The 14,370-nt window shown below is 49.1% G+C and carries 17 protein-coding genes; 3 read left to right on the forward strand and 14 right to left on the reverse strand.

All coding sequences use genetic code 11. From position 1 onward, the window contains the following. Positions 1-21: 21 nt before the first annotated feature. From INP79_RS06070 to INP79_RS06090, 5 genes are all read right to left on the reverse strand, one after another. The gene (locus tag INP79_RS06070) at positions 22-342 is read right to left on the reverse strand and encodes a hypothetical protein (RefSeq protein WP_194753342.1); all 321 of its coding nucleotides are present in this window, start codon (positions 340-342) and stop codon (positions 22-24) included. Beyond that, positions 335-3,046 (reverse strand): toprim domain-containing protein, encoded by a 2,712-nt coding sequence (locus tag INP79_RS06075; protein ID WP_194753343.1) that lies wholly within the window; start codon positions 3,044-3,046, stop codon positions 335-337. Before INP79_RS06075 ends, INP79_RS06070 begins: the two co-directional genes overlap by 8 nt. Positions 3,047-3,123: 77 nt before the next feature. Next, complete coding sequence (locus tag INP79_RS15625) at positions 3,124-3,363, reverse strand: ogr/Delta-like zinc finger family protein (RefSeq protein WP_194753344.1); 240 nt, start codon at positions 3,361-3,363, stop codon at positions 3,124-3,126. Then, a complete protein-coding gene (locus INP79_RS06085; protein ID WP_194753345.1) occupies positions 3,353-3,949 on the reverse strand; it encodes a hypothetical protein in 597 nt (198 codons plus the stop codon). Before INP79_RS06085 ends, INP79_RS15625 begins: the two co-directional genes overlap by 11 nt. A 124-nt stretch (positions 3,950-4,073) precedes the next feature. Next, positions 4,074-4,259: a toxin-antitoxin system HicB family antitoxin gene (locus INP79_RS06090; protein ID WP_194753346.1), complete on the reverse strand. Its 186-nt coding sequence runs from the start codon at positions 4,257-4,259 to the stop codon at positions 4,074-4,076. 58 nt (positions 4,260-4,317) lie between these two features. Between INP79_RS06090 and INP79_RS06095 the strand changes: the two genes are divergently transcribed. The 3 genes from INP79_RS06095 to INP79_RS06105 are packed head-to-tail and all read left to right on the forward strand — an operon-like array spanning position 4,318 to position 6,075. Next, the gene (locus tag INP79_RS06095; RefSeq protein ID WP_194753347.1) at positions 4,318-4,665 is read left to right on the forward strand and encodes a helix-turn-helix transcriptional regulator; all 348 of its coding nucleotides are present in this window, start codon (positions 4,318-4,320) and stop codon (positions 4,663-4,665) included. Between the two features lie 14 nt (positions 4,666-4,679). Beyond that, positions 4,680-5,309, forward strand: coding sequence for a hypothetical protein (locus tag INP79_RS06100; protein ID WP_194753348.1), 630 nt, complete (start codon positions 4,680-4,682; stop codon positions 5,307-5,309). Between the two features lie 7 nt (positions 5,310-5,316). Further along, positions 5,317-6,075, forward strand: a complete 759-nt coding sequence (locus INP79_RS06105) for a hypothetical protein (RefSeq protein ID WP_194753349.1) — start codon at positions 5,317-5,319, stop codon at positions 6,073-6,075. Here INP79_RS06105 and INP79_RS06110 read toward each other — a convergent pair. The 9 genes from INP79_RS06110 to INP79_RS06150 form a co-directional block, all read right to left on the reverse strand. Further along, entirely contained in the window at positions 6,072-7,394 is a 1,323-nt protein-coding gene (locus INP79_RS06110) for a contractile injection system protein, VgrG/Pvc8 family (RefSeq protein WP_194753350.1), read from the reverse strand. The two genes, INP79_RS06105 and INP79_RS06110, sit on opposite strands and share 4 nt — an antisense overlap. Then, a complete protein-coding gene (locus tag INP79_RS06115; RefSeq protein WP_228519736.1) occupies positions 7,394-7,831 on the reverse strand; it encodes a phage tail protein in 438 nt (145 codons plus the stop codon). Before INP79_RS06115 ends, INP79_RS06110 begins: the two co-directional genes overlap by 1 nt. A 2-nt stretch (positions 7,832-7,833) precedes the next feature. After that, positions 7,834-10,017, reverse strand: coding sequence for a phage tail tape measure protein (locus INP79_RS06120; protein ID WP_194753351.1), 2,184 nt, complete (start codon positions 10,015-10,017; stop codon positions 7,834-7,836). Beyond that, positions 10,010-10,126 (reverse strand): GpE family phage tail protein, encoded by a 117-nt coding sequence (locus INP79_RS06125; protein ID WP_194753352.1) that lies wholly within the window; start codon positions 10,124-10,126, stop codon positions 10,010-10,012. Before INP79_RS06125 ends, INP79_RS06120 begins: the two co-directional genes overlap by 8 nt. Before the next feature lie 11 nt (positions 10,127-10,137). Further along, positions 10,138-10,422, reverse strand: a complete 285-nt coding sequence (locus INP79_RS06130) for a phage tail assembly protein (protein ID WP_194753353.1) — start codon at positions 10,420-10,422, stop codon at positions 10,138-10,140. A gap of 62 nt (positions 10,423-10,484) precedes the next feature. Beyond that, positions 10,485-10,991, reverse strand: a complete 507-nt coding sequence (locus tag INP79_RS06135; protein ID WP_194753354.1) for a phage major tail tube protein — start codon at positions 10,989-10,991, stop codon at positions 10,485-10,487. 29 nt (positions 10,992-11,020) lie between these two features. Next, positions 11,021-12,190, reverse strand: coding sequence for a phage tail sheath protein (locus INP79_RS06140; RefSeq protein ID WP_194753355.1), 1,170 nt, complete (start codon positions 12,188-12,190; stop codon positions 11,021-11,023). A gap of 149 nt (positions 12,191-12,339) precedes the next feature. Continuing rightward, positions 12,340-14,052: a hypothetical protein gene (locus tag INP79_RS06145; protein WP_194753356.1), complete on the reverse strand. Its 1,713-nt coding sequence runs from the start codon at positions 14,050-14,052 to the stop codon at positions 12,340-12,342. Between the two features lie 2 nt (positions 14,053-14,054). Next, positions 14,055-14,342: a hypothetical protein gene (locus tag INP79_RS06150; protein WP_194753357.1), complete on the reverse strand. Its 288-nt coding sequence runs from the start codon at positions 14,340-14,342 to the stop codon at positions 14,055-14,057. Between the last annotated feature and the right edge of the window lie 28 nt (positions 14,343-14,370).

The raw sequence follows: 14,370 nt of genomic DNA on the forward strand, positions 1-14,370 counted from the left end.
CGTTCTCCGTTGTGGGGTGGGTTAAAAGCCTTTGGCTTTCAAAGTCTGAATCGCGGCATCAAGTCTGTCGGTGGCTTGTACGGCTGCATCGATGTTGCTTTCCTTGTTGCCAAAGAAATCACCGTTGCCAATACATTCGATCAGTTGCTCGCCAGCGTTAACCAGCTCGCATACTTCATGCGCGGTGGCTTTACCGGCGCCGCGTGGGGCATAAACCATGCCGACCAGTTGGAGTTGTTCATCAACATGGGTTTTAATGGCGATCTCACTTTCCTTTGACGTCCGCATGTGCTTGCTTGGAGGGGTAGTCAGGAACTGCGTAACACCTACTGTTTTACTCATCACGATCTCCTTTGTTTGGTTTTTTAAACACCCAGCACTTGATGGTTTCGCTCATGCTTTGAGAAACGGCTTCAACAGGTGAAAGCTGCTTGTTATGGCGATCACGGATAAGGCTGTTCACGTTCTTGATGATCACGAACTTGCGACGGCGGCTGGTTTTGAGGTGGCGCTTGAGGTCTTCAAGCATGGGGATTTGCTGCTTTTTCTCGCTGGCCACTTGAATAAAGTGGTTTAGGTTGATGGCGATTAGATCATCATCACGGCTGTGGTTAAGGCGTGGCTCGGAATCACTGCCATTGAGGTAGTCATAGATTTCCCAGAATTTCTCAACCACTTCATGGTCGGCATTGATGGCGCGCTGGCGATCTGTTGCCATGTCGACAATTTCATTCTCTGCCGCTTCCAGGTATTCAGGTTCTATCTTGTCCAGCACTAAAGGCAGGCAGCGGACCAGGGAAATGATCTGCGCATGGTTTTTGATAATGCGCAGGTTTTTAATATCAGGGATTGCAGCCAGTATGTTTTCGATTTCTTCCAGGCCATCATTGAATTGGTCCATGACGGCCTTTTCTTTGAGAGTGGCACGCGGTAAAAATCCTGAGCACTCATCCATGGCAAAGCGCTCCAGCTTCTCGGCGGCTTGCTTGGTATGCTGTGTGTGGCTGGCAACATAAAAGTGCATGTGCACAATCCGCTGCAGCACGGCATCAGAGGCGTTTACGGCATCGTTCTGGCTGATCACAATAGCGCCACGGAAGGGTGGCTCATAGGTATCGTTGCCGCTGTTTTTCACACCACGGCTGCGCACGCTGCGGCCGTTGTAGGCGGTTTTTAGTTCGTCCCAGTCAAAACCCTTGGCGTGTGCCTTGTCGTCACCGCGCTCAGACTCAATGAGCACCACTGGCATGTTGCTGGTTTGGCTAAAGTTACGGGCACGTGCAGCCAGGGTAGACTTTGAAGGGTCAAAGCCTTCATAGTCTGCGCGCCCCATGAGCTTCCACAAAAACTCCACCAGGGTGGATTTACCTGCGCCCGGGTCGCCGATGATCTCTAAAAACGGAAACGACTTGTGTTTGGAGCGAATCTGTTCGGCAAACAAGGTGCCCATCCAGAATGCAAGCGCCACAATGCCCTTGGCGCCGTAGCTTTTCCAAAGCAGCTGCACCCAGTCTTGCTTAAAGTCTTCAGCGTTGGTGTTGATGGTGAGCGGTGTCGATTGGCTCAGGGTTTTAATAGAGAGCTTGCCAAGGTCAAAGAAATCCTCCTCGTTAAGCTCATAACTGCGGCCATCTTTCACGGCCATGTCGGTGTAAATATAGGCGCCGTGTTCTTTCACATAGCCCACAAAGTCAATAGTCTCTACCGTTTTGATGCCGTAGAGCATGTCTTGCATGATGTGGTCCAGGTGTTGCGTAGAGCCGCTAAATACCGCGCCTGGGGCAATGGATAACAACCGCTTTTTAAACTCGCTGGCGCCTGCTACCTGCGCACCGGTGAAGGTGTTTTTAATAGACCTGCCGTCATGCGGAAAATCTATACGGAAGTAGTACCAGCTTTCATCGGTGAGGATGTTCTGTTGAAAGTAGAGGGCAGTGGGGTAGCAGTCAGCCAGCGTGAGCACCATGGATGACTCTTTCATCGCGGCCTCGATCTGCTCCTCCTCCTCATGGATAGTGCCCTCATCGCGGATTTTTTCTAATGCCCTGGAGTACTTGTCCATATCCAGCTCAAACCAGTGCAGCTTGTTATTAAACTGAAGGTGGAATTTTTTGTGACGCTTCCTGCGCCACATCAGCAAAGCCTTTTCTGAGGCTGTTTTTGCCAGCAGTAAATCACCGTTGTAGCGGTACAGCTCGAAATCCTTGGTGCTTAATCTGTCGCGTTGATGGGCGTCGTTCCAGTCGAGCTTGCTGTTGTTGCCAAAGTCAATTAGCGCTGCAGTTGATTGCCAGCCATCTTCAATGGATTGCGCCACATGCTTTTTAGTAAAGCGGCGACCAGTGCGGTCACCATCTAGCGCCCAAACCAGTGCCGGGCGGTCAATGCCTTGTTGATTACAATGGTCAGCCAGTGCGGCCAGTGCCTGAGCAGGGTAATTATGGCTTGTGAGCGCACTCACGGCCGTGATGTTGTGATGCATAAGGGCAATGCAGTCAAACACTCCCTCAACAATCCATATTTCTTTGGCTTGTGCCAACTTGGCACCTGGTGCCTCCCACCACATGCCGCCGTATTGGCCCCTAAAGTTTGCTTTTTGCCGACCGAAACGTTCAGGGCGATCTATGAGGCGTTCCCAAAAAATGCCGTCAGCCAAATCAAAGCGAACGGTGGCAGAGCCTATGCCTCTGTCACGATCCCAGAAATACTCTTGTCTATACCAACCCTTGACCATTTCAGGCTTAAAGCCACGGCCGTCACGCATGTATGCATCAGCGGCTGCATTTGGGTTTTCAGGGGTTGCTTTATAGTTTTCTGACCAGTCGTTAAACAGGTCAGAATAAATATCCTTAATGTGGTATTCAGCCCCGCAGTTGTTCAGCCTGCCGCAACGCAACACCCATGGATGCTCAGCATTGGTGTAGAGCTCTTTGTGGTTGCAGCTTGGGCAGCGGCCCTGGCGCAAAAACTTGGCCTTGCCATCGAGCTTAAAGCCGTAGTCGCTGGTCAGTCTGCTTGTAACTTTGTTGTGTAATTGCGGGTTCATGTGTTTTTTTCAGGCAAAAAAAGTCCTTTGCGCGGTAAACCGAGCATTTTTTATAAGGGGGTGGTTAAGTGATTTTTTTAGCCGGTTGGCATAAGAACCCTCTGTCGTTCAAAGGGCGGGATATTCACCTCGGGGTTAGGGGTGAATGACTCCCTAATCGTCGAGATAATGGTCTCTACGGACCTGTATTCATAACTGCAATCAATGTTTGAGCATTGATAGTATTTTTCGCGGGTCTCAAGCGAGATGACCTTGGATGTCCGAATGCGGCAATGCGAGCCACAATGGGGGCAAGGGTTAGATTTTCTAATTCCCATTTTTTGCCTCAACTGTATTTAATTTAAACTCGATCACTGCCTGGGCACGCTTGAGCGCTTCCATGGCTTCTGACACTTCTTTATGAGCCAGCTGCAAATCTTCTTTTGTATCGCTGGTAATCAGCTTGGCAACACTGTTTGCTGCTTCGGCGGTCTCTTTCAAAATGTCGTGCAATAACTCAAGAGTGCTATGTGCTTGATGTTGACCATTAGCACTTCGTGAAACAACACCAATGCTGTGCAGCATGGCATTGGCCGTACTCACTCGCAGGGCTACTGGCATAGCTGACAATATGCTGACCGCAAAATTAACCGGCAGCAGGTTGTTGTCTTTAGCTACATCATCAAGCCAGCGGTAAATGCGGTCTGCATTCACCTTTTGGCGCTTAAAGGCGTCTGTTGTTTTTGGCTCAAATACAATACCGGTCACCTGGTCAAAGTCATTGGCCTCATGTGCCTCAACAATGTTCTGGCAAACCGTTTCACGGCTCCAGCCATTTTCCTTGCGCCATGCCTCTACTGCATCACGCACGATGGCGATAGTGGTTTTGTGCGACATGTTCTGCATGATGTTCTGGCTGCTCATAGATATATTGCAACCAATGGGGATAAAAAAAGCTGGCTTGGTCGGGAGGAGAAACCGAACCAGCGAGGAGAGCGGCCAATGGCTAACACGCTCTGAGAGGTTGCTTTAATGGAGAACAATGGAATCATGCCTGCTCTCCAGTCGTATCACGAATACCGCGCAGGTAAGCAGCTGTTGCATGCCTGTTTAATGACACGCCTTCACGTGCAGCCATTTCCTCTGCTTTTTCGCGTATATCACGCGGTAAACGCAAAGCAATTGGCTTTTCGGAGACACCACGATCTGCAATTTTTGTGCGGCGATTATTCATGAGTGATAAAGTTATAAAGTGTTACAGGTTTAGCGAATAATAGGCAATATATTTCCTTATGTCAACATCAATTAAGCAATTTATTGCACATTTTATCGCGGAGCGTAAACGGCTGGGGTTAACACAGGCTGCCGCCGCTGAAAAATGTGGGGTAAGTTTGAAAATGTGGGGTAATTACGAGCGCGGCGAGCACGTCCCCACTGGAGAGGTGTTGCTTAAATTCATGGAAGCCGGGGCCAATGTGCCCCAATTGTTTGTTTTTAACCAGGCAAACCAGGTGAATAAGCAATATATTGCCGATTCAAATATCACTGATCTGATGCAAGCTTATGAACTGGCTGACGATACAGAAAAGGCTGCATTAACAACGCTAGCCAACCTGATAATAAAAAACTCAAAAAAATAATCGGAGAGTAGTGCATGGCTGCATTTCTATTCTTGGTCACGGTTGTGATCTGTTTAATCCCATTCTTTAAACCAGATGTTCTTACTGCTAACCCTCAGAGGGTCATGACTAAAAAGGCATGGATTGCAGGAGCTGTGTCACTCTATTTTTTAGCCATTGTTGCCATGGCAATATTTCATCAAGAGACCACTTTGCCTCCAGGAACAGTAGGGGATCGGATTCAGTTCGTTGTGAGGGATGTTGAGTCTGTTGTGGATCTAGGTGAGACACTTCAAATTACATATTCCAGAAAGTCTATTTATGACGGTAAAGACTGGGTATATGGGTTTGCAGATGATGCAAAAAAAATTATTGAGCGTTTTCCCGAGTTGGCAAATGGAAAAAAATATAAAAAGTTAGCTTTTTTGGTCCAAGTGCCAACAACCGATAATCTAGGCCATGAAGGCTCAGTCAATGGTATGAAGGTATTTTATGACATGGAAATATTCAAAGGGGCCAACTTTAATAATATGGTGACATATGATTATTTAGAGTTGCCGGAAGAGATCATATTTAAACGGTTTGGGCGTGAGAACGCATTGGAATACTGTAAAAGTAACCTCGATGTTAATAAAAAATTCTGCGCTAAAGCGCTATTAAAATGAAAGCTAGATGATGGCTGAGAGTAATCTCGACGCGGTAAAAAGTGTATTGGGTAAACCTGTGGATCTTGGGTTTTCTGATAACGCTTTAAAAGTCAGGCGAAATTTACTTGTATTCGGATGTATTACCGGCTTTATATCTTTCACTGGAATCACGGTAAACACATCATCTTCAGTAGTCGGTTTATATTTTAATGGGCTCACAGAAGAGCACGTTATGATCGCTTTACTGATAACCAATTTGTATCATTTGGTTCATTTTGTCTGGTATGTCGTCGATGGTTATTCTGAATGGCGGCTTAGATTGACAGGCACGCGTGTGGCACATAAAACCATAGCCATTTTAGCGGATGAGAATGGTGACTACCCTGATGACCCAAGACAATCAACTTTATATCACTGGTGGCTATCGAGTGTTAATCAGATGGGGGACATTAAAGAGAGACTCATGGATGTCTCAAATAAATTTGTAAGCCTTCAAACTGAAATCCACGATTCAAAACCAGATAGTAATTACTTGGGTAGTGTTCAAGTCCAGCTATCTTCAATCGCTTCAAATCTTCACAGCTTAAATGCTCAGCTAAAATCTACCTCAGATGTGGTTCGTAAGGCGCGTGTGCCGATATCTTTAGAGAGATTCGATAATTGGTACAAGTTTTTTTTGTATAGTCAGAGCCTGAGATGGATTCTGATTGATTGCCTGGTGCCATTGTTAATTGGGATTTATGCCGTTATTTGGTTAATAAAATCACTATGGTTTTGTCATTAAAGTGTGATGATTTCAGTGGCCTTGATCTCATAATCACACTTTGTGACCAACCCTTGATCGCTAAAGTTATGCGTGGCGCGGATGATGATCCAGCCCGTATTATCAATTTTTGGCTTAAAGCCGCTGACTGTGATTGGCAACTCTGGCATTAACTCAGGGTCACCCTCAGCCATAGTAAAGCTAAACTCTGCCATGCCACGTTTGATACGCCGCCATTCTGCACGTGCAGCCCTGGCTGCGTTTTGTTGTGAAGCATATACATGGCGCAGTGTTTTTACGCTGTCACCGGTGGCGGTGATGGTATCCACTGAGTTTTGGCGCTGATCGTCACGAATGGCCAGCGCCTGTGCGCTTTTAATTTTCTTGTCTACCTCAGCCTTGCCATACTCAACCGTGCCGCTCACTTTGAGAACCGGATCCTTATAATTGGCTTTCACACCGATTAGCCCAGCTGAGAGAGAGGCGATCTTTGATATGCGCGCCCACTCCTTGCGTGCTGCATGCTGTGCCTTTCCACGCGATTTATAAGTGGTGCCAAGGGTTTTGTATTGGCCGAGGGGTTTTTCTGGCTCGTAGGGCTTTATTGCGGGCACTTTTTGTGCCGTCTTTTCTGTTTCATCATTCCACAGTACTTCGCCTTTTTTATTGCCATGCAGGTCGTGATACATGGCTTTAACGCCTGTGTAGGTGTTGCTATCTGCAATGTTAAATGTGTGGTAGTCACCATCTTTGCGGGTGAGTGTTTTGCCTGTGAATGGCTTGCCGCTGGCAGTGGTGGCCGCGCTGCGCGGAATAAAAAGCAACTTCTTATCTTTAACTGCAGCAATGGCATCAAACTCTACCGCCAGCCTGGTTAAAAAGCTGGCGTTGCTTTCGTTGGTCTGGTCCATATGTTCAATAGACTCATTGGCGAGCACGTCTGATATCTTGGGCTCCAGGTCGCACTCGGTGGCAATGGTATAAACAATATGGTGCACCGTGGTGTTATGCCAGGAGCGCTCTATATTGGTTTTCATGCCGGTGGTAAAGTCTACACTGTTTGCGCGTATGGTGAGCACATCGGGCGCGCCACGGTGGCTACATTCATCGACCGTGTATTTGCCCTTGTAAACCATTTGCCCGGCACCTTTTAACCAAAGCTCAACAATGACACCGCGCTCAGGGATATCGAGCTTACCGGCGCTGTCATCAAGCTCTATCACCAGGTTATCGGCAAAGATGCCACGGTTTTCAGTGAGGGTGCCATTCATAAGCAGGCCCTTGATCATGGTGGTGATCTCAATGCCATCTACAACCAGTCGGTAATCAGGCTTAAACATCAGAGCATCGCCAGTAATTCAGGGGTGTACACGCCCAGCACTTCTGGCAGGCTATCATCAGCGCGTTTGAGCTTGATGCTAAAGTCAATTGCCCGGGGCTTGCCATTGGGATAAAACTCAGTGCCGCGCTCGGTAACCTCCTCAATGACATACATGCCGAGGCTGATACCATTGCCTTGAATAAACGGCCAGGCTTTGCCGCCTTCGGCCATATAGCGGATCATGGCAAGGCTGAGTTGCCCGCCTGTGATTTCGGGCCGTAAGGATCCTGCAATATTCAATATATCCTCCCCGGCGCCTAAAAACTGCACCGATGGGCGACGGCCGATGCGGCTATTGGTTGGATACCGCCAGTTGGTTGTTCGATCAAGGCTTTGATAGGGCAGTGTTTGTATGCCAAACACAAATAAACCCAATACGGCCATGGCTGAGGTCATGTTTACTCCCTGTCTCTCATACTTGAGCGAGCGGTGGCGGCCTCATTCCTGCGCATGCGCTCAATCACACGCTCTACTTCTACCGCAACATCTTTCGGGTTTTGACCTGGTGCCTGATGGATATGAATGTGCACCTCGCCAATGCTTTGCGCTGGCATGGCTGCACCACGTGCAATAGGTGTACGGCTATCAAACTGCACATTGCCAGCCAGTGCTGGCATGGCAACGGCCATGCCGCCAGCGAGTGCCGTGACACGCTTGGCGATCTGGCTGACCTTGCTGTAAATCGTGCCCTGGTTGGTATCTAACCCGCCAGCCATGCCCATGAGGGTGAATTTACCAATCTCGGCAAATACGCGGCTTGGTGACTTAATGCCAAGCGCATTGCGCACGGTGCTTGATATGCCCTCTGCGATTTTCTTGAGCTTGCTATATAGGCCACCCGTGACGGCATCCAGACCGATTTCAATGCCGTGCAGGATATCCATGCCCAGCCCGGACCAATTGGTGGTTTTAAAGAAATTGACGATCTTGTCCCAGTGATTGTAAATATAGGCAGCGGCGGCACCCGCTGCCATGCCAGCCAACACAAAGGGGCCAAAGGCCACTGCGGCTGCTGCCAGGCTGGGCAGCAGGGCAGGGAATAGAATCGAAAGCAGGGCTATGCCATACCTGAATACGGCCAGCGGCCCTAACACGGCAGCAATGCCAAGGAATAAGCCACCAAGGGCGGTGGTAAAGATAGCAATCCAGGCAGCAGACTTCACAATAAACGCGGTCAGCTTTGGATGCTCTTTCATCCAGTCACGCACGGCGCCCAGAATATCTCGGATGCTGCCAAATACATCGACCAGGGCGGGTTTAAAGATGCTGCCCAAGTCAGTAGATGTGTTCTGTAATTCATTCTGCATCAGCTGGTATTGCGCTGTCAGGTTTTGCAGCCTTGCTGAAGATTCACGCTCCATGGAATCCTTGGCCTGTACATCTTGCACCAGCTGCAGCTGGCGACGGTATTCCTGAATATTGTTGGCCAGCTTGGCGACATCGTCCCCATACTCTTTGCCAAACAAGCGTGTGGTTGCCTCCAATTGCTGGTTTTTTGGCAGTTTGTTAAGTGCATCCAGCACCTTGAGGATAGTGCCGGTGGCATTTCCAGCCATGCTTTTTTGAATCTCTGCACCATTCATCTTGATCATGGCTAGACCTTCATTGAATTTCTTGGTCTGCATATTGGCAATGCCCAGTTCACGGATCACTGCGTTAGTCGCTGTGGCCGCAATTTCTCGCGTGGATCCACTACTGAGGAAAGTACTGCCAAGCGCAGCGGCTTCTTTGTAGCTCATGCTGACTGTAGCAGTAGTACCAGCAATACGATTTAGCACGTCGACAATATCATCCCCCTTGGATAATGCGTTGTCATCGAGGTAGTTGATGGTATCGCCCAGCGTTTTAATGCTCTGAATCGGGATTTTGTAAAGCTGTGCCGTTTTGGCAATCTGGTCACCGGCCGTTTCCACACTCATCTGCATAGCATCTGCCATTTTTGCAGTGGTTTCGGCATAAGTGAGGAGGTCAGCTTTACCCTGAATGCCCATGCGTGCACCAGCCTCCACAATCGCGGCGATATCGTTAGCCGCCATGGGTAGGCGTTCACTCATGGCCTTGATCGCGTCGGCCATTTCATAATAAACATTGGTGAGCTTGCCGTTTTTGTCCCGGGCACCGTCTACCTGCTTGGCAACGCCTAACATGGCGTCTTCAAAGCTGGCGTATTGCTTGATTGAGGCGATCAGTGGCGCACCCATCACGCCGCCAGCGACGGTAAGTGAGGTCCCCGCATTGAGTGCTTTGTCTCGCATGGCCATGGTTTTGTCATAGTCAGCGCGTGCGGCATTCAGTTGCCGCATTTTTTCATTAATACGGGTGAGCTCCTGGTATTGTTTGTGCAGGCTGAGGTTGGTCTGGTTAACAGATTCATTCAGGTGTTGCTGATAGCTAGCCATGGCCTGGCTGCCGTTGACGCTGGATCCCGCAATTTTCTTTTGCGTGGCCTCCAGGTTTCTTAAGTTGTTTTGTAGCTGCTTGATTTCGGCACTGGTGTTTTTGCTCTCAGTGCGCATGAACTTAAGCGGGCCGGTGACCCGCTCAATGGCTTGAAAAAGAACCTCAAGTTTTAATTTATCCATCTACCTGGCTCCTAACCCTTGCCCGTTCACGCCAGGCCATTAATTCGTCAATTTCCATCACGTCCATAATCTCTGGCCCCCAATGAAAAATCGTGGCGATATCGGCCATGGCGTCGTCAACTATTGCAGGGAGTTTTGCACTTCCTTCGGCAATAAAAAACTTGCAATCGCCGCCCCAATCTTGAGCAGGTCAGCAGGTTCCAGCGCCTCGGCTTCCTGAATGGTGATGATTGGCTCTGAGACCCGTGGGGTGACCTTCATAATGGCATCAGTATTCATTTGCAGCAGGTCAGCCAGGTTAATGCCACGCAGCGCGCCGGACTTTGGCTTGCGTATTTCAATGAAAGCAATCTTGCTATCACCACGAGTGATCGGTTCATCTAATGTGACGGCTTGGGTATTCATAGTGGTCTCCTAAAGTTAAAAAAACCGGACATGTTGATGCCCGGTTTGTCGATAAAACTCGATTACAGGCCCATGGCTGTTTTTTGAGCGGCCAACAGGTCAACGCCGTTGACGATCTCGATCATGTTCACAAAGTCGAGCTCGATGATCGTTTTATTGTTGACCGTCAGCTTGTAATAGGTGCAGGTCATTTTGATTTTAGTCGTTGACTTGTCACCGGCTTTGGCAGTGCCCCAGTCGATCTCTGAGTAACGGCCGCGATATACAACCTCAACCGCGTCATAGCCGCCAGTGGTCTCATTTTGGTAGGCGCCAGCAAAGCGAAACATGACGGCATCATGCTTGGTGGCGGCGTACTTTTTCACGGAATCGAGTACAAAGCCGCCCAGGGTGATTTCTGACTCTAATTTTTCGTTACCCATATCAATAGGGATAGGGCCAGACATACCGCCTGCGCGCCAGTCTTCGAGCTTGCGGGTGAGTTTTGGCAGGGCGATTTCATCGACCTCACCTTGCCAGCTCACACCGTCTGCAAAGACATTAAAGTTTTTGAGTACTGAAGGCAGCATGTTTGCTCTCCTGAATGCTTAATATCGGGTTAACCGTTCATACGGGCTGCAAAGTCAGCCAGGTAACGGTCGGTAATGCGCTGGCGGAACATCATGTTTTCCAGCGGTGGCACAGGGGTGTAGTCGTAGTCGAGATACAACTTGCCAGCCTTGAGCGTCTCTTTACTGTTGACGGTATCGTCGTACCAGGCAGAGCCATCAATGATGTAGCCCAGGGAGCGCAGCTCACGGAACTTGGCATTAAGACCTTCAATGATGTCTCGTGCCAGGGATGGGTTAAGCGGCAAATCAACCGCCCACATATGCGCCTCAGCCATGGTGTCCGCCAGCACTTGCGCAGTGCGGGTGTAGTTTTCAAAGGCAAACAGTGGATCAGCTGAGCAAGTGCGGGATCCCCAAAAGCGGAAGCCATCCTCACGAATGAGGGTAGTGACGTCATTCTCATTGAGGTATCCAGCATCGGTAGCAGGGTTTTGCAGGTCCCAAGTGACATCATGGCTAATGCCTTCAACGCCGTTGACTGGGATATTTGATAAGGTTTTATGCCAGCCAATTTCCTCATCGAGCTTGGCGCGCAGGCCGGCCGCACGTGCAGTTGCCCATAAGGTTTCATACAAGGCAGTTTCAGCGTTAAAGCCTCTAAAGTCTGGCCACATGACCATGGCCTCACGTGCGCCAAAGTTCTCACGGTAAGTATTGGCCTCTTCTTTGGTATCCGCACCAGCTGCTGACAAGTAAGTAAAGCCGCGCAAGGCTTGCGCAATAGTGATCAGCTCGTTTGCCACTGGCAGGCTATCCAGACCAGGAGCCACCAGAATGCGTGGCTTAACGCCTAACTGTGTTTTAGCAGCCAGTAATGATTTAAGCCCGGTGTAAGCGCCGTTTGTGTAAGAGCCAATGACATTGGCGGTGGTCTCGTTCTCAGTGGAACCCTCGGCAACGCGGGTGGCGACAATGACCGGGTTGGTTTGGTCGGCAATGGCATCAAACACACGTGCACCGGTGCCCAGCTCGCCCGCCTTGCCCGCCGCTTCACGTACTGAGGTGATCAGTTTAGGGGTGTTGAGTGGAAAATATGCTGCATCAGCATCGCTGGCCGTGAACGCCAGGCCGATAATGGCCGTTGCAATGGTGCGAATGGGGCGGGTGCCTTCGTTGATCTCTTCAACGCGGACACCGTGGTGGTAGTCTTGGGCCATGCCGAATCTCCTTTAGTGATGAAAAGGATGGTGGCACAAGTCACTAAAGGAGGCGGTGTGGGGCGGTTGTATTGGGGTTTGGATACAACTATTCTAATAGTTTTTGAGTGAATGAAAAACCCGCCGAAGCGGGCTAAAAATTGGTTTGCTTACCTGTGATTAATCAAACCCATTGAAGCATTGTATTTTCGCATTTCATCATACGCACGATCACCATAGTGCAGGTACTGCCCACCGGCAGCAGGGGTATCAGAGAAGTAATGCTCAGCAAACACGTACATGGGGTTTGTTACAAAGTTGATATTCAAAGTTGTAACGCTGCCATTTAATTGGTTTGCACGAATAGCAGTCGGGGCATCTTCAGAGTTTCGTTGAATCAAACGCATAGTATCGCCATCAACATGTTGGAATTGACCGCGCAAGATACCCGCGCTCAAACCCATACCTGGAATTACAAAATATGCGCCTTCATCCTCAAACGTGAAGGTGTTTGCGCCGGATACATCCATTGTCGTGATGGCCGGGAATGAACCTGTTGCGGCGGCAACTGTAATCGTAGCTGTGCCGGTGTTAATTACGCGTGCGCGTGGTGGAATCTTAGGTGCAAGCGTCTGCGGGTGCGCGCAAACTGCGGCTGCCGGGTCAGAAAACCCGTTCATGCCTTTAACCAAACCCTTACGAATCGCCCCATTAATGATAGCAAGGATTTTCGGGTTTCGATTTGGAGGAGAGTTCGCAAGCGTCGTCATGAAGTCCGTAGACGTAAAGCTCGGCGTAATAGTGCTTGGGAACCAGCGCTTGATTTTTGGACACTGAGCCTTAATCCAATCGAACTCAGCTTGGTATTCAGCCAAACACGTTGTTTCACCCTGCCAGTTACTAGACAAAGTTAAAGAGTTGTATCCATAACCATAGTCGACATCGGTACACATTCTTGCCAATTTAGCGCGACCAGCAAAGCATTTCTCTTTCTGGCCTACAAATGCAGTTACACCAAAGTTTGATACTGCCTCACCGGCATAACCGAGATTACTTACGCCAACATAGTAAGGGCCGTACATATTTGAGCCTTCGCCAAACATTGGCTTGTCAGTATGGTCTAGCCATAGACCAGACTCATTTTGACCGCCCTGGCGTTTACTATCACCCATTGATGCGACCGTGCGTTTAGTTGTTACCGCATAAAGATTATGCAGTCGAATTCCTACATCTTGAGCGGCGTTGGTTGTTGGGAAGTCAGCAACAACATTCGGAATTGGACTAGCGGTATTGGCCACCCAAGTAACCCACTGCGCATCTGTGATGGGCACTGATGCAAGCATCAAATCCTTACCCTGATTCCCAGCACTAGCCATCATAAACTGACCAGCCAGGCTGCCGTCAGTGTGGCTGGTTTGTCGAGCGCAAATCTTATACATGAACTCGGTTTCGTCAGGGGCATAAACATTACCTAAGTCGAACTCCATCGTGCCAATGTCGCCGAAGTATGCGCGCGCAGAGTTTGCTGATAAAGCATTGGCTGTTGCAATGACCTCACCATCAACATCAAGCGTGTCAACAGGATAGCCGCGATATGCTACGCCTTTGTAAATCAGCGTAACATACCAGTCTGCAAACCCATTCGTAGCTTGTGATAGGCCTTGCACAACCTCACCGACACCAGTAATCATCGCCAGGGTGCCCCTGAATTTATTGCCACCAGTTTCGGAGACAACTGAGTGTTGGCCAAAGACTACGGGACGCCCACCCATTGACTTGAGCAATGCGCTTGTTGCTGTGCATGGCCCCCAATACGGTTTTGTCACATCACTTTCAGTTGATACATTTTTAAACTGATTGAAAGGAGAATTAAACATGCTCATGATTACTCCTTGTACGCTTTTGCAGTTGCGCGGCGGGACTGAGGGACGATTTTATATACCGTTCCAGGCATATATGGCGTGACTTTGACAAGCGTATTGGCGTTATGAATCACTGCACTGACTTTGTCTATCCCAGCTGATGAACACAAGTAAAATTTGCTCGTTCCTGGTAGCTTTGCAGCGAGGGCGATTTGCCCGTGATCAACGGTGACATAAAAGTCATCTGTGGGGGTAAATTCACCACTGGCGGCGACTGCATTATTAATTGATGCAAGTTCTGTGACGGCCATAACAACGCTCCTTATTTGATTTAGTGGA

The organism is Methylophilus sp. QUAN, from assembly GCF_015354445.1.
Taxonomy (GTDB): Bacteria; Pseudomonadota; Gammaproteobacteria; order Burkholderiales; family Methylophilaceae; genus Methylophilus.